At 61.8% G+C, this 14,548-nt stretch carries 12 protein-coding genes; 6 read left to right on the forward strand and 6 right to left on the reverse strand.

Going from position 1 to position 14,548, the window contains the following annotated elements; genetic code table 11:
* Window positions 1–77: 77 nt before the first annotated feature.
* The 5 genes from QMK54_RS29915 to QMK54_RS29935 all read left to right on the forward strand — a co-directional run bounded on the left by QMK54_RS29915 (window position 78) and on the right by QMK54_RS29935 (window position 4,139).
* Complete coding sequence (locus QMK54_RS29915) at window positions 78–416, forward strand: hypothetical protein (protein ID WP_223589458.1); 339 nt, start codon at window positions 78–80, stop codon at window positions 414–416.
* Between the two features lie 89 nt (window positions 417–505).
* Window positions 506–2,290 (forward strand): GspE/PulE family protein, encoded by a 1,785-nt coding sequence (locus QMK54_RS29920; protein ID WP_320401776.1) that lies wholly within the window; start codon window positions 506–508, stop codon window positions 2,288–2,290.
* 84 nt (window positions 2,291–2,374) lie between these two features.
* The gene (locus QMK54_RS29925) at window positions 2,375–3,295 is read left to right on the forward strand and encodes an SPFH domain-containing protein (protein WP_110661625.1); all 921 of its coding nucleotides are present in this window, start codon (window positions 2,375–2,377) and stop codon (window positions 3,293–3,295) included.
* A gap of 8 nt (window positions 3,296–3,303) precedes the next feature.
* Window positions 3,304–3,753 carry an NfeD family protein gene (locus QMK54_RS29930; protein WP_110661627.1) on the forward strand — a complete coding sequence of 150 codons (450 nt, stop codon included), beginning with the start codon at window positions 3,304–3,306 and terminating at the stop codon, window positions 3,751–3,753.
* 68 nt (window positions 3,754–3,821) lie between these two features.
* Window positions 3,822–4,139: a DUF2388 domain-containing protein gene (locus QMK54_RS29935; RefSeq protein ID WP_110661629.1), complete on the forward strand. Its 318-nt coding sequence runs from the start codon at window positions 3,822–3,824 to the stop codon at window positions 4,137–4,139.
* 195 nt (window positions 4,140–4,334) lie between these two features.
* Here the strand turns inward: QMK54_RS29935 and gcvP are convergent, their stop codons facing one another.
* Window positions 4,335–7,208 carry an aminomethyl-transferring glycine dehydrogenase gene (gcvP, locus tag QMK54_RS29940; RefSeq protein WP_320401777.1) on the reverse strand — a complete coding sequence of 958 codons (2,874 nt, stop codon included), beginning with the start codon at window positions 7,206–7,208 and terminating at the stop codon, window positions 4,335–4,337.
* A gap of 154 nt (window positions 7,209–7,362) precedes the next feature.
* Between gcvP and QMK54_RS29945 the strand changes: the two genes are divergently transcribed.
* Complete coding sequence (locus QMK54_RS29945) at window positions 7,363–8,502, forward strand: DegT/DnrJ/EryC1/StrS aminotransferase family protein (RefSeq protein ID WP_320401778.1); 1,140 nt, start codon at window positions 7,363–7,365, stop codon at window positions 8,500–8,502.
* Between the two features lie 85 nt (window positions 8,503–8,587).
* Here the strand turns inward: QMK54_RS29945 and gcvH are convergent, their stop codons facing one another.
* From gcvH to QMK54_RS29970, 5 genes are all read right to left on the reverse strand, one after another.
* Window positions 8,588–8,971: a glycine cleavage system protein GcvH gene (gene gcvH, locus QMK54_RS29950; protein ID WP_223589447.1), complete on the reverse strand. Its 384-nt coding sequence runs from the start codon at window positions 8,969–8,971 to the stop codon at window positions 8,588–8,590.
* 48 nt (window positions 8,972–9,019) lie between these two features.
* Complete coding sequence (gene gcvT, locus QMK54_RS29955; protein WP_110662127.1) at window positions 9,020–10,102, reverse strand: glycine cleavage system aminomethyltransferase GcvT; 1,083 nt, start codon at window positions 10,100–10,102, stop codon at window positions 9,020–9,022.
* 156 nt (window positions 10,103–10,258) lie between these two features.
* On the reverse strand, window positions 10,259–11,875 hold the full coding sequence (locus tag QMK54_RS29960) for an iron ABC transporter permease (RefSeq protein WP_320401779.1): 1,617 nt from the start codon (window positions 11,873–11,875) through the stop codon (window positions 10,259–10,261).
* Window positions 11,876–12,067: 192 nt separating this feature from the next.
* Complete coding sequence (locus QMK54_RS29965) at window positions 12,068–13,072, reverse strand: extracellular solute-binding protein (RefSeq protein WP_110661968.1); 1,005 nt, start codon at window positions 13,070–13,072, stop codon at window positions 12,068–12,070.
* A 250-nt stretch (window positions 13,073–13,322) separates the two neighbouring features.
* A complete protein-coding gene (locus QMK54_RS29970) occupies window positions 13,323–14,540 on the reverse strand; it encodes a 2-octaprenyl-3-methyl-6-methoxy-1,4-benzoquinol hydroxylase (RefSeq protein ID WP_181432125.1) in 1,218 nt (405 codons plus the stop codon).
* Window positions 14,541–14,548 lie beyond the last annotated feature (8 nt).

Consider the following 14,548-nt stretch of genomic DNA (forward strand, 5'->3'; position numbering starts at 1 on the left):
TGCAATACAGCCAATCATAGAGAAGAAATACCCGGCACAGGATGTAAACATTTCTCCAATGATTTTGGAGCCTGACCATGCCGTATCTCGAAGCCGTGAACACCCCTCCCGCCCGCGCCGATGTCTGGAACGTCGGCAACGCCCATTGCCGTGTTCGCTATCAAATGCTGGCCGAAGCAGAACCGGACCTGCTGTGTCGCGCGCTCAATCTGTTCGCCTTGCAAATGCTCACTCCGGAACAGGTCAACGTGCAGCGCCAGGACGACTGGCTGGATATCGAAATCGTCATCGACGGGTTGAGCTGGCACCGTGCGCAAGTGATTGCGGAAAAACTTCGTAACTTGATCAGCGTCTGCTCGGTGGAGCTGCAAGAAGCTGAGTCCGCATGGACCGAAGCGGTTCAAGCGGCGGGCTGAAAAACTCCGAAACGGCTTCGTCAGGTAGTGGCCCAGCAGTCAGCCGGGCCACGGCTATCCTTTGCGCACTGTCGTTCAAAGGAGCCCGCATGTCCGTACAACTCGCCTCTCAGGACCGCTGGCTGGATCTCAATGATGTGCTGCGCGAGCTGGTCGCCCAGGGCTTTATCAGCCAGGATTCGGCCGAACACGCACTCAATGCCCGCCGCCGCAACGCCACACATGGCCAGACGCATCCACTGGAGTTCATCGCCAGCCAACAGCTGGCGGATCTCAGCCGCCCCGGCAAACTGCTGGACCTCGAAAGCCTGACCTCGTGGCTGTCCCGCCAGGCCGGCCAGCCTTACCTGCGCATCGACCCGTTGAAAATCAACGTTGCGGCCGTGACCCCGCTGATGTCCTATGCCTTCGCCCAGCGCCACAAGATTCTCGCGGTAGCGATCGACCGCGATGCGGTCACAGTGGCCAGCGCCCAGCCTTATGTCAGCGGCTGGGAGTCTGACTTGACCCACGTGCTCAAATTGCCGATCAAGCGCGTGGTGGCCAACCCGGTGGACATCCAGCGCTTGAGCGTCGAGTTTTTCCGTCTGGCCAAATCGGTCACCGGGGCGAACAGCGCCGACCCGCACGTCAGCACCCTCGGCAATTTCGAACAGCTGCTCAACCTCGGCGCCAGCGACCAGGAGCCGGACGCCAACGACGCGCACATCGTCAACATCGTCGACTGGCTGTTCCAGTACGCATTCCAGCAACGCGCCAGCGACATCCACATCGAGCCCCGGCGCGAGCAAGGCACTGTGCGCTTTCGCATCGACGGGGTGCTGCACAACGTCTATCAATTCCCGCCCCAGGTCACCATGGCCATCGTCAGTCGCCTGAAAACCCTGGGGCGCATGAACGTTGCGGAGAAACGCAAACCCCAGGACGGCCGGGTGAAGACCAAGACCCCGGAAGGCGGTGAAGTCGAACTGCGCCTGTCGACACTGCCCACCGCCTTCGGCGAAAAAATGGTCATGCGGATCTTCGACCCGGAAGTGCTGCTCAAGGACTTCGACCAGCTCGGGTTTTCCGTCGACGACCTGCGTCGCTGGCAGGACATGACTCGCCAGCCCCACGGCATCATCCTCGTCACCGGGCCGACGGGTTCGGGCAAGACCACTACCCTCTACACCACCCTGAAAAAACTGGCGACGCCGGAGGTCAACCTCTGCACCATCGAAGACCCGATCGAAATGGTCGAGCCGGCCTTCAACCAGATGCAAGTCCAGCACAATATCGACCTGACCTTCGCCGCCGGCGTACGCGCGCTGATGCGGCAAGACCCGGACATCATCATGATCGGCGAGATCCGTGACCTCGAAACCGCGGAAATGGCGATCCAGGCTGCGCTCACCGGGCACCTGGTGCTGTCGACCCTGCACACCAACGACGCGCCCAGTGCCATCAGCCGCCTGCTGGAGCTCGGCGTGCCGCACTACCTGATCAAGGCCACGGTGCTTGGCGTCATGGCCCAGCGACTGGTGCGAACCCTGTGCCCGCACTGCAAGGCGCCACTGGCGCTGGGCGAAGACGACTGGCAAACCCTGACCCGTCCCTGGCAGGCACCGTTGCCGGGCAATGCCCAGCGAGCCGTCGGTTGCCCGGAATGCCGCGACACGGGCTATCACGGTCGCGCCGGGGTCTACGAAATCATGCAGCTCAGCGATGGCATCAAGGCGTTGATAAGCCCCGACACCGATCTGCTGGCCGTGCGCCGCCAGGCATTCAAGGAAGGCATGCGCAGCCTGCGGCTGTCAGGGGCGCAAAAGGTCGCCGCCGGGCTGACGACCATCGAGGAGGTCCTGCGAGTGACACCCCAAAGCGAGCAGAACTGAGCCCGGTTGTTCTTATCCGCCATCGGCGCCGCTACACTCCAGCGATTGCAACTCCACAGATCCACACATCAACAAGGAATCGTTATGCAGATCGGTAGTGTGCTTTTGCTTTTTGTCGGCCTGGTGGTCGCCATTCTGTTCATGGGTTTCAAGGTCGTGCCCCAGGGTTTTGAATGGACAGTCGAGCGTTTCGGGCGCTACACCAACACGCTCAAGCCTGGGCTGAACGTCATCGTTCCGATCATGGACCGCATCGGGCGCAAGATGAACGTGATGGAAAGCGTGCTGGATATTCCGCCACAGGAAGTCATCACTTCCGACAACGCCACTGTGCAAATCGACGCCGTGTGCTTCTTCCAGGTGGTCAACACGGCCCAGGCTGCCTACGAGGTCAACAACCTCGAACACGCCATCCGTAACCTGTTGCAAACCAACATCCGTACGGTGCTCGGCTCGATGGAACTCGATGCCATGCTCAGCCAGCGTGACGGGATCAACGAAAAACTCCTGCGCACCGTCGATGAAGCGACCGCGCCGTGGGGCATCAAGATCACCCGGATCGAGATCAAGGACATCAGCCCGCCCGCCGACCTGATGGCGGCGATGTCGGGGCAGATGAAAGCCGAGCGGATCAAGCGCGCGCAAATCCTGGAAGCCGAAGGCCTGCGCGCCGCAGCGATCCTGACCGCCGAAGGCAAGAAGCAGGCACAGATCCTCGAAGCCGAAGGCAGCCGCCAGGCCGCCTTCCTGGAGTCCGAAGCCCGCGAGCGGCAAGCCGAGGCAGAAGCCCAGGCGACCAAAGTGGTGTCCGAAGCCATCGCCAGCGGCAACGTGCAAGCGGTCAACTACTTCGTCGCGCAGAAGTACATCGATGCACTGGGCAAGCTGGCTTCGGCCAACAACAGCAAAGTGATCCTGATGCCGCTTGAGGCCAGTTCGATGATCGGTGCGGTGGGCGGCATTGGCGAAATCGTCAAGGCCACTTTCGATAACAAGAAAGCCTGAGGCGCGCCATGTGGGCATTCTTTCAGCATCTTTCGTTCTGGGACTGGTTGGCGCTGGGCACGGTGCTGTTGATTCTTGAGGTGTTCGGCGCTGGAGGCTACCTGTTGTGGATCGGCATGGCTGCGGCCGCCGTGGGCGTCTTGACCTTCCTCCTGCCGGGCATGTCCTGGGAGTGGCAGTTTTTGTTGTTCGGCCTGCTGTCGATCGCCACCGCGTTGTACTGGTGGCGGCGTCAGCGCACGGCGACGCGCCCGAGCGACCAGCCGCACCTGAATCTGCGCGGCCAGGAACTGATCGGCAAAACCTTCGTGGTGCATGAAGCGATTGTCGACGGTCGCGGCAAAATCAAGGTGGCCGACGGCGTGTGGATGGCACGCGGGCCGGACGCTGCCATTGGCAGCCGCGTGCGGGTGGTCGGCCAGCAAGGCGCGATACTGCTGGTCGAAACGGCAGAATAGGCACCCACGGAACTCGATTGGGGGTTGGCAATCCAACCGCGTAGTCAACCCAGTGGAGTCACCCTGTCATGCGTTTCAAACTTGCTGTCGCTACCGTCGCGCTGTTGTCCCTGCCTGTCGGTTCGGCGATGGCCGATACTTTTTGGCGTAACATTCTTACGTCCGGTGCAACCACCGGTTCGAGCTATCTGACGTCCAAGGATCACAAGCTGGTCGTCGCGGCCCAGGACGACGCCAGCAGCTTCGTCGCCAGTGACGGCGGCATCCGCGGTCCGTACCTGGAGGCGGCCATGCAGAAAGTCCGCGCCGACAACCCGGGCCTGCAAGCCACGGACATGGAACTGGCGAATGCGATCCTGGCGAAGAATGCCGTGGCTTCGGAGTAAGCGTTGCGAATGAAAAATGCCGCTCAATTGAGCGGCATTTTTATACCTTGCGAACACAAACCTCATGTTCACTGATCCCCCCCTGTGGGAGCGGGCTTGCTCGCGAAAGCGGTGTGTCATTCAGCATAAATCTGGCTGACACGACGCCTTCGCGAGCAAGCCCGCTCCCACATTGTTTATGTGTTGCCTGGGAGGTCAGCGGTAGTCGTCGACCGGCACACACGCGCAAAACAGGTTTCGGTCCCCATACACATTGTCCACCCGGTTCACCGTCGGCCAGTACTTGTGAGCCTTGGTGTGCGCGTCCGGCGTGACCGCTTGCACGATGCTGTACGGCCGCTCCCACACGCCGGTGATATCGGCCAGCGTATGCGGTGCACCTTTCAACGGGTTTTCTTCCGCCGGCCAGTTACCGTTCTGCACCTCGTTGATTTCCGCGCGGATGCTCAGCATCGCCCCGATGAACCGATCCAGCTCCGCCTTCGACTCACTTTCGGTCGGTTCGACCATCAGCGTCCCCGGCACCGGGAATGACATCGTCGGGGCATGGAAGCCGTAGTCCATCAGGCGCTTGGCTACATCCTCCTCGGTAATACCGGTCAACGCCTTGAGCGGCCGCAGGTCGAGGATGCATTCGTGCGCCACCCGCTCGTTGCGCCCGGTGTACAGCACCGGGAAGGCACCGGACAAATGCCGCGCCAGGTAATTCGCGGCGAGGATCGCCACTTCGCTGGCGTCCGCCAGTTGCGGCCCCATCATCGCGATGTACATCCAGCTGATCGGCAAAATGCTCGCGCTGCCCCAGGGCGCCGCGCTGACGGCACCGTTTTGCGGGTGCGGCCCGTCGATCGGCACCACCGGATGGTTGGCCACGAACGGCGCCAGATGCGCCCGAACACCAATCGGCCCCATGCCCGGCCCACCGCCACCATGGGGTATGCAGAAGGTCTTGTGCAGGTTCATGTGCGAGACATCGGCACCAATATCCGCCGGCCGCGCCAGCCCGACCTGAGCGTTGAGGTTGGCGCCATCCATGTACACCTGACCGCCGTGCTGATGGATCACTTCGCAGATTTCGCTGATGCCCTCCTCATACACACCATGGGTCGAAGGATAGGTCGCCATCAGGCAGGCGAGTTTGTCGGCGGCCTGTGCGGCTTTTTCCTTGAGGTCGTCCAGGTCGACGTTGCCCGCCTCGTCACACTCGACGATCACCACGCGCATCCCGGCCATTTGCGCCGACGCGGGATTAGTGCCGTGAGCCGACGAAGGAATCAGGCAGATATCGCGGCCACCCTGTTGCCGGCTCTCATGGTATTTGCGGATCGCCAGCAGCCCGGCGTACTCGCCCTGGGCGCCGGAGTTGGGTTGCATGCAGATCGCGTCGAAACCGGTGATCGCGCACAGCCAGCGCTCCAGCTCTTCGATCATCAGCCCATACCCGGCTGCCTGTTCCTTGGGTACAAACGGGTGCAGGTTGGCGAATTGCGGCCAGGTAATCGGGATCATTTCGCTGGTGGCGTTGAGCTTCATGGTGCAGGAGCCCAGCGGGATCATCGATTGATTGAGCGCCAGGTCCTTGTTTTCCAGTTGTTTGAGATAGCGCAGCATCTCGGTTTCGCTGTGATGGGCGCTGAACACCGGATGGCGCAGATAAGGCGAGGTTCGCGCCAACCCTTCGGGAATTCCGCCAGGCAAGACTTCGGCATCCAGGTCTTCAATGCGCAGGCCGTGATCGGCCCCCAGGAACACGTCAAACAGCTTCACCACGGTGGTTTCGTCACAGGCCTCGTCGAGGCTCAAGCCCAACTGTCCGCGCCCGAGTATGCGCAGATTGATCTGCGCGGCCCGGGCACTTTCGATGATCGCGGTCTGGGTTCCACCGACTTCCAGCGTCAGGGTGTCGAAGAAGTGCCGGTTGACCCGGGTGATACCCTTGCGTTCAAGCCCGGCGGCAAGGATGCAGGTCAGCCGATGAACCCGCTGGGCGATCCGCTTGAGTCCTTCGGGGCCGTGGTAGACCGCATAGAAACTGGCGATATTGGCCAGCAGCACCTGGGCCGTACAGATGTTGGAGTTGGCCTTCTCCCGACGGATGTGTTGCTCGCGGGTTTGCAGGGCCATGCGCAGGGCAGTGTTGCCCCGCGCATCTTTCGAGACCCCGATGATCCGCCCGGGAATCGCTCGCTTGTATTCATCGCGGCTGGCAAAAAATGCCGCGTGCGGCCCGCCGTAGCCCATGGGCACGCCAAATCGCTGGGACGAGCCGAACACCACATCGGCGCCCAGTTCACCCGGCGGGGTCAGCAGCAACAGACTCAGCAAATCCGTGGCAACACAGGCCAGGGCCTGTTGCGCGTGCAGGTGATCAATCAGCGGCCGCAGGTCGTGGATTTCACCGTGGGTGTCGGGGTATTGCAGCAGGGCGCCGAACACCTGGTGCTGCTTCAAGTTATCCACAGTGTCGACGATCAGCTCGAAGCCGAAACCTTCAGCGCGGGTCTGCACCACGGAAATGGTTTGCGGATGGCAGTTTTCGTCGACAAAGAACAGGTTGCTTTTCGACTTGGCGACCCGCTTGGCCAGGGCCATGGCTTCCGCCGCGGCGGTAGCCTCATCAAGCAGCGAGGCGTTGGCCAGTTCCAGGCCAGTCAGGTCGATGGTCAGTTGCTGGAAGTTCAGCAGCGCTTCGAGCCGCCCTTGGGCGATCTCCGGTTGATAGGGGGTGTACGCGGTGTACCAGCCAGGATTTTCCAGCACGTTACGTACAATGACGGCCGGCGTGAGGGTGCCGTGGTAGCCCATGCCGATCAGGCTGGTCCAGACCTGGTTCTGCTCGGCATAGCCGCGCAGCTTGGCCAGCGCGGCCTCTTCATCGAGTGCCGGGGGCAGGTCCAGCGCCCGGTTGAGGCGGATGCCCGGCGGCACGGTTTGCTCGATCAATTCGACCCGGCTGCCCAGGCCGAGGCTGTCGAGCATTGCCTGTTGCTCGGCGGCATCGGGTCCAAGGTGGCGGCGCAGAAAGGCATTGGGGTCGCGTAACTGGCTCAGGGACGGCAACTGGGACATGACGGGCTCTCTCTTGACTGGCGCTCAGCGTCGATGCAACACGGTCAAACCAGCATAGCAGTCGATCTTCGCGCGGATGACGTGGCGCGGTCGACCAATCCGGATCATCATGTCCGCCGCCTATCTAATGTCCGTCGATCGGGTACCTGAATCCATGAGCCAATTGCCTTTCCTGCCGTTTTCCAAACCCACCATCGATGAAGCCACGATCGCCGCCGTAGGCGACGTGTTGCGCTCGGGATGGATCACCAGTGGCCCCAAGGTCCAGGCCTTCGAAGCACAACTTTCGGAGTATTTTGGCGGGCGCCCGGTGCGCACTTTCAATTCCGGCACCTGCACCATGGAAATCGCCTTGCGCATTGCCGGGGTCGGGCCGGGCGACGAAGTGATCACCACGCCGATTTCCTGGGTGGCCACCGCCAACGTCATCCTGGAAGTCGGCGCCACTCCGGTATTTGCCGACATCGACCCGGTGACCCGCAATATCGATCTCGATCAACTGGAAGCGGCGATCACGCCGCGCACCAAAGCCATTATCCCGGTGTACCTCGCCGGTTTGCCGGTGGACATGACGCGGTTGTACGCCCTGGCGAACAAGCACGGCCTGCGAATCGTCGAAGATGCGGCACAGGCATTGGGCTCCAGCTGGAATGGCCAGCGCATTGGCTCGACCGGTGATTTCGTGTCCTTCAGTTTCCAGGCGAACAAGAACGTCACCTCCTCCGAGGGCGGTTGCCTGGTGCTGAATACGGCTGAAGAAGTACGCCTGGCAGAGAAATACCGGCTGCAGGGTGTTACCCGCAATGGCTTCGATGGCCTGGACGTCGACGTGCTGGGTGGCAAATTCAACATGACCGACGTCGCCGCGGCCATTGGCCTGGGGCAATTTGCCCATATCGACGCCATCACCGCTCATCGGCGTGAACTGGCCCGGCACTATTTCACCTGCTTTGGCGCGGATTTCGAAGCGCAGTACGGAGCGCAACTGCCTCCGGCGGATTTCGAGAACAGTAACTGGCATCTGTTCCAGCTGGTATTACCGGAACGCACGGATGGCAAACCGGCGCGGGCGACTTTCATGGAGCAGATGCAGGCTTTGGGTGTCGGGATCGGTTATCACTACCCGCCGATTCACCTGTTGAGCCTGTACCGCGAGTGCGGTTTCAAGGAGGGCATGTTCCCGGTTGCCGAGCGGGTCGGTCGGCTGATTGTCTCGCTGCCGATGTTCACGGCGATGAGCAAAGCGGATGTCGAGCGTTCGGTGGCGGCGGTGAAGGCGGTACTCAAGGCTTGATTTACCCTTGCAGGAGTCCGGCTTGCCGGCGATGGCGGTCTTGAAGACGCCATCGCCGGCAAGCCGGCTCCTACAGGGGCGAGCATTACTCGCCGATGGCAGCCTTGTAGCCGGTGGCATCCAGCAGTTTTTCCAGCTCGGCGGTGTTGCTTGGCTTGAGCTTGAAGATCCACGCGCCGTACGGATCGGAGTTGAGCAGCTCAGGCTCACCGCTCAGCGCCTCATTGACGGCGATCACTTCACCGCTGATCGGTGCATAAATGTCGGAAGCGGCCTTAACCGATTCGACGACACCCGACTGATCACCGGCAGCAAACACGTTGCCGACTTCAGTCAGCTCGACGAACACCACGTCACCCAGCGCTTCCTGCGCGTGATCGCTGATGCCCACGGTGACGGTGCCATCGGCTTCCAGACGTGCCCATTCGTGACTTTCGGCAAAACGCAGGTCGGCAGGGATATCGCTCATGTTCTGTGTCCTCAGGAAATGGTCGGCGGGCAGGCCCGCCAGAAAATATTAGATCAAGGTTTTGCCGTGGCGTACGAAGGTCGGTTTGACCACCCGGACCGGATACCACTTGCCACGGATTTCCACTTCAGCGCGGTCGGCAGTTGCCATCGGCACGCGCGCCAGTGCAATCGACTTGCTTAGCGTAGGAGAGAAACTACCACTGGTGATCTCCCCTTCGCCAACATCCGCGATACGAACCACCTGATGAGCGCGCAAAACACCGCGCTCCTCAAGGACCAGACCGACCAGTTTGTGCTGCACGCCGGCAGCCTGCTCGGCTTCCAGGGCCTTGCGCCCGATGAACTGCCGGGCGGCAGGTTCCCAGGCGATGGTCCAGGCCATATTGGACGCCAGCGGTGAAACATCTTGCTGGATGTCCTGACCGTAAAGGTTCATGCCGGCTTCGACCCGCAAGGTATCCCGCGCGCCAAGGCCGATGGGGGAAATTCCGGCACCGACCAGATCGTTGAAAAAGCCTGGTGCCTGATCGGCGGGTAGAATGATTTCCAGGCCGTCTTCGCCGGTATAGCCGGTGCGCGCGAGAAACCAGTCACCATCGGACAGACCTTCGAAGGGCTTGAGGAGCTGGATCAGGTTGCCGCGGGACTGGCTGACCAGTTCGGCAATTTTATGCCGGGCGTGGGGGCCCTGGATGGCCAGCATCGCCAACTCGGAACGCTCGCGAAGTTGCACGTCGAAACCGTCGAGATGGGCTTGCATCCAGGCCATGTCCTGATCGCGGGTGGAGGCATTGACCACCAGGCGATAACCCTCATCGAGACGGTAGACGATCATGTCGTCGACGATGCCACCCTGCTCGTTGAGCATGGTGCTGTACAACGCACGGCCGGGGCTGTGCAGGCGTTCGACATCGTTGGCCAGCAAATGCTGGAGCCAGGCTTTGGCCTGGGAGCCGCCGACGTCGATTACGGTCATGTGGGATACATCGAAGACACCGCAATCGCGGCGCACCTGATGGTGTTCCTCGACCTGCGATCCGTAATGCAGAGGCATGTCCCAACCGCCAAAATCGACCATCTTCGCGCCGAGTGCGAGATGAAGGTCATACAGAGGCGTACGCTGTCCCATGGGTTTCTCCTTCCGGGCGTGGCGAAGGCGCGGGCAAGTGCTGCACGGACTGAATGCCTTGAAACAAAGGGCCTTCAGCCGATTTCAGCTACCTGGTCTGTCAGACGGACCGCACCGAATGCCGCGCATTGTAGCCGCAAGGTGTAGGACTGACACCTAGCTGTTTCGATGTGCCGAGCGCCGGATCAATCCGATGACCGGTAACAGCCCGACCAGCACCAGCGTCAACGCCGGCAAAGATGCTCTCGCCCATTCGCCCTCGCTGGTCATTTCGAAGATTCGCACCGCCAGCGTGTCCCAGCCAAACGGGCGCATCAGCAGGGTCGCGGGCATTTCCTTGAGCACATCGACGAACACCAGCAGCGCAGCGCTCAACGTACCGGGTAGCAATAATGGCAGATACACTTTGAAAAACAGTCGCGGCCCACTGACGCCAAGGCTACGTGCCGCTTCGGGCAAAGATGGCCGTATACGCGCCAGGCTGCTTTCCAACGGCCCGTAGGCCACCGCAACGAAGCGCACCAGATAGGCCAGCAACAACGCCGACAGACTGCCCAGCAGCAGCGGCTTGCCCGCGCCGCCGAGCCAGCTCGAGAGCGGGATCACCAGTTCGCGATCCAGGTAACTGAACGCCAGCATGATCGACACCGCCAGCACTGAACCCGGCAAGGCATAGCCCAGGTTGGCCAGACTGATCCCGGAACGAATGGCCCGGGTGGGCGCCAGTCGTCGGGCAAACGCCAGTAACAAGGCAACGCTAACGGTGATCAACGCCGCCATCGCCCCCAGATATAAGGTATGGACGATCAACCCGGTGTAGCGCTCGTCGAGATCGAAGCGCCCACGCTGCCAGAACCACACCGCCAATTGCAGCATCGGAATAACGAAAGCGCAGGCAAACACCAGCGCGCACCAGGTCGTGGCCGCCAGAGCCTTGAAGCCCCGCAGGTGATACAGCGCCTTGACCCGTGGGCGCTCGTTACTCGCCCGATTGGCCCCACGGGCACGCCGTTCGCCGTACAGCACGAGCATCACCACCAGCAGCAACAGGCTGGCCAGTTGCGCGGCGGAGGACAGGCTGAAAAAACCGTACCAGGTCTTGTAGATCGCCGTGGTGAAGGTATCGAAGTTGAACACCGACACTGCGCCGAAGTCCGCGAGGGTTTCCATCAGCGCCAATGCCACACCCGCACCGATGGCCGGCCGCGCCATGGGCAATGCCACCCGCCAGAACGCTTGCCAGGGCGATTGGCCAAGGACCCGCGCCGCTTCCATCAGACCTTTACCCTGGGCGAGGAAAGCCGTGCGGGCCAGCAGATATACGTAGGGATAGAAAACCAGCACCAGCACCACGATCACACCGCCCGTGGAGCGCACGCGCGGCAACCGCAGGCCACTGCCGAACCACTCGCGCAGCAGGGTTTGCACGGGTCCGGCGAAATCCAACAGGCCGACAAACACAAACGCCAGTACGTAGGCAGGTATCGCGAAGGGCAGCATCAGCGCCCAATCGAGCCAGCGTCGACCGGGAAATTCACAGAGGCTGGTCAGCCAGGCAAGGCTGACGCCCAGCAGGGTGACACCAGCACCGACACCGAGTACCAGCGTCAGCGTGTTGCCCAGCAGGCGCGGCATCTGTGTTTCCCACAGGTGCGACCAGATTTGAACGTCGATGGTTTGCCAGGAAAGCAGCAGTACGCTCAGGGGCAACAGGACCAGCGCAGCGATGGCGAAGACGACTGGATACCAGCGGCGTTGGGCGGGATGGGCCAAGGGAGTTCTCTAGAAATTACAGTTTGCACCCTGTTTGTGGCGAGGGAGCTTGCTCCCGCTGGGATGCGAAGCAGCCCCAAAATCTGGCTACCAGCATCCATTTTGTGAGTGCTGCGCACTCAAGCGGGAGCAAGCTCCCTCGCCACAGGGATAATGTTCAGCCTTGGCTTACAAGCAGGGGGGTAGATTGACTCAGTTCCAGCCAGCCTTGTCCATCAGGCGAATCGCTTCCGCCTGACGCTTGCCGGCGATTTCCACAGGCAAGGTATCAGCGATGAACTTGCCCCATGCGGCGACTTCAGCCGATGGCTGCACGGCCGGGTTCGCCGGGAATTCCTGGTTCACGTCGGCGAAAATTTTCTGCGCTTCAGGGGTGGTCATCCACTCCACCAGGGCCTTGGCCGCTTCCGGGTGCGGTGCATTCTTGGTCAGGCCGATGCCCGACAGGTTGATATGCACACCACGGTCGACCTGGTTCGGCCAGAACAACTTCACCGGCAGGTCTGGCTTCTGCTTGTGCAGACGACCGTAGTAGTAGGTATTGACGATACCGACATCGCACTGGCCGGCGTTGATCGCTTCCAGCACGGCGGTGTCGTCGGAGAACACGTCAGTGGACAGGTTCTTGACCCAGCCCTTGAGGATTTCCTCGGTCTTGTCGGCGCCGTGCACTTCGATCATGGTCGCGGTCAGGGACTGGTTATAGACCTTCTTCGCCGTGCGCAGGCACAGGCGGCCTTCCCATTGCTTGTCGGCCAGCGCTTCGTACGTGGTCAGTTCACCCGGTTTCACCCGGTCAGTGGAGTAGGCAATGGTCCGCGCCCGCAGGCTCAGGCCGGTCCAGGCATGGGAGGCGGCCCGGTATTGCAGCGGAATGTTGGCGTCGATGGTTTTCGAGGTGAATGGCTGGAGGATGCCCATCTGCTCGGCTTGCCAGAGGTTGCCGGCATCGACGGTGAGCAGCAGGTCGGCCGGCGTATTCGCGCCCTCGGCCTTGAGCCGCTGCATCAGTGGCGCTTCCTTGTCGGTGATGAACTTCACCTTCACGCCGGTCTTGGCGGTGTAGGCATCGAATACCGGCTTGATCAGCTCGTCGATTCGCGAGGAGTAGACCACCACTTCGTCAGCGGCCTGGGCGGCGGTGCTGCCGATCAGGGTCAAGGCCAGTGCAGTCAGTAGACGCTTCGGTGCCAACATGGGAGCGGTCCCTCGATTGAAAAATGAGTCCAAATGATAAGGACTCACATTTGCCTTCTCAATCGAAGCTGGCTGTGGAGGAGTTACCAGATGTTGCGCAGATTCAGCTGACCATTGTGGCGAGGGGGCTTGCCCCCGTTGGACTGCGAAGCAGTCCTGGGATTTTATCCAGATAAATCCTGCAATCCGGTCTGCGATCGCTTCGCGCTCGAACGGGGGCAAGCCCCCTCGCCACAGGGCCATGCCCGCTTCAGGGTTTGGCCAGCGCCGGCAAGTCCCCGGTCAATCCCAGCGCTTCACGCACGAACAAGGCCTTGGCCTCGGGCATCTGCTCAACCAGTTTCAACCCGGTATTACGCAACCAGCGCACCGGCAACGGATCGGCCTGGAACAACCGTTCGAACCCTTCCATCGCCGCCATCAGCGCCAGGTTGTGGGGCATGCGCCGACGCTCGTAACGGCTGAGGACTTTCACATCCGCCAGGCGTTCGCCACGGGTTGTCGCTTGCAGCAACACTTCGGCCAGCACGGCGGCATCGAGGAATCCGAGATTCACACCCTGCCCCGCCAGCGGGTGAATGGTGTGGGCCGCGTCGCCGATCAACGCCAGGCCTTCAGCAACATAACGCTTGGCATGGCGCTGGCGCAGGGGCACACACAGGCGCGGGTCGGCGCTCAGCACTTCACCGAGTCGCCCTTCGAAGGCGCGCTCCAGTTCCTTGCAGAAACCCTGGTCATCCATCGCCATCAGGCGTTCGGCTTCGCCGGGTGTGGTCGACCAGACGATCGAACACCAATCCTGTTGGCCGTCGCGCTCAAGCGGCAGAAACGCCAACGGACCGTTGTCGGTGAAGCGCTGCCATGCCGTCATTTGATGCGGTTTGGCGCAACGCACGCTGGTGACGATGGCATGGTGCAGATAATCCCATTCCCGGGTCGCGACACCGGCCAGGCGTCGCACCGCCGAGTTGGCGCCATCCGCCGCGATCACCAGTGGCGCGCGCAGGGTGCGGCCATCGGCCAGGGTCAGCAGCCAGTCATCGCCGGAGCGGCGCATCTGCTCCAGCCGTGCATTGGCCAGCAACCCCAGGTCGCAGTCGTGCAGGCGCTCGAGCAAGGCATCCTGGACCACGCGGTTTTCGACGATATGCCCCAGCACCTCGGCATGCACACTGGCCGCCGAAAAATGGATTTGCCCGGTGCCGCTGCCATCCCAGACCTGCATGTCGGTGTAGGGACTGCTGCGCCGCCCGGCGATGCCATCCCAGACGCCAAGGCGCTCGAGAATCCGCTGGCTGGCGGCCGATAGGGCGCTCACCCGCGGTTCAAACGCGGCCTGGGCGTTGAACGGTTTGACGCTCATGGGGCTGCCGTCCAGCAGCAAGACTTCCAGCCCGCTGTCCTGTAACGCCAGCGCCAAGGCGCTGCCGACCATTCCGGCCCCGACAATCAGCAGATCTGCGCGCATTTCCATGC

The sequence above is a fragment of the Pseudomonas sp. P5_109 genome, from assembly GCF_034009455.1.
Classification (GTDB): domain Bacteria; phylum Pseudomonadota; class Gammaproteobacteria; order Pseudomonadales; family Pseudomonadaceae; genus Aquipseudomonas.

Excerpts from the sequence above, each read along its gene's own strand:
- QMK54_RS29915 (WP_223589458.1), top strand. The coding sequence starts at position 78 with ATGCCGTATCTCGAAGCCGTGAACACCCCTCCCGCCCGCGCCGATGTC.
- QMK54_RS29920 (WP_320401776.1), top strand. The coding sequence starts at position 506 with ATGTCCGTACAACTCGCCTCTCAGGACCGCTGGCTGGATCTCAATGAT.
- QMK54_RS29925 (WP_110661625.1), top strand. The coding sequence starts at position 2,375 with ATGCAGATCGGTAGTGTGCTTTTGCTTTTTGTCGGCCTGGTGGTCGCC.
- QMK54_RS29930 (WP_110661627.1), top strand. The coding sequence starts at position 3,304 with ATGTGGGCATTCTTTCAGCATCTTTCGTTCTGGGACTGGTTGGCGCTG.
- QMK54_RS29935 (WP_110661629.1), top strand. The coding sequence starts at position 3,822 with ATGCGTTTCAAACTTGCTGTCGCTACCGTCGCGCTGTTGTCCCTGCCT.
- gcvP (WP_320401777.1), bottom strand. The coding sequence starts at position 7,208 with ATGTCCCAGTTGCCGTCCCTGAGCCAGTTACGCGACCCCAATGCCTTT.
- QMK54_RS29945 (WP_320401778.1), top strand. The coding sequence starts at position 7,363 with ATGAGCCAATTGCCTTTCCTGCCGTTTTCCAAACCCACCATCGATGAA.
- gcvH (WP_223589447.1), bottom strand. The coding sequence starts at position 8,971 with ATGAGCGATATCCCTGCCGACCTGCGTTTTGCCGAAAGTCACGAATGG.
- gcvT (WP_110662127.1), bottom strand. The coding sequence starts at position 10,102 with ATGGGACAGCGTACGCCTCTGTATGACCTTCATCTCGCACTCGGCGCG.
- QMK54_RS29965 (WP_110661968.1), bottom strand. The coding sequence starts at position 13,072 with ATGTTGGCACCGAAGCGTCTACTGACTGCACTGGCCTTGACCCTGATC.
- QMK54_RS29970 (WP_181432125.1), bottom strand. The coding sequence starts at position 14,540 with ATGCGCGCAGATCTGCTGATTGTCGGGGCCGGAATGGTCGGCAGCGCC.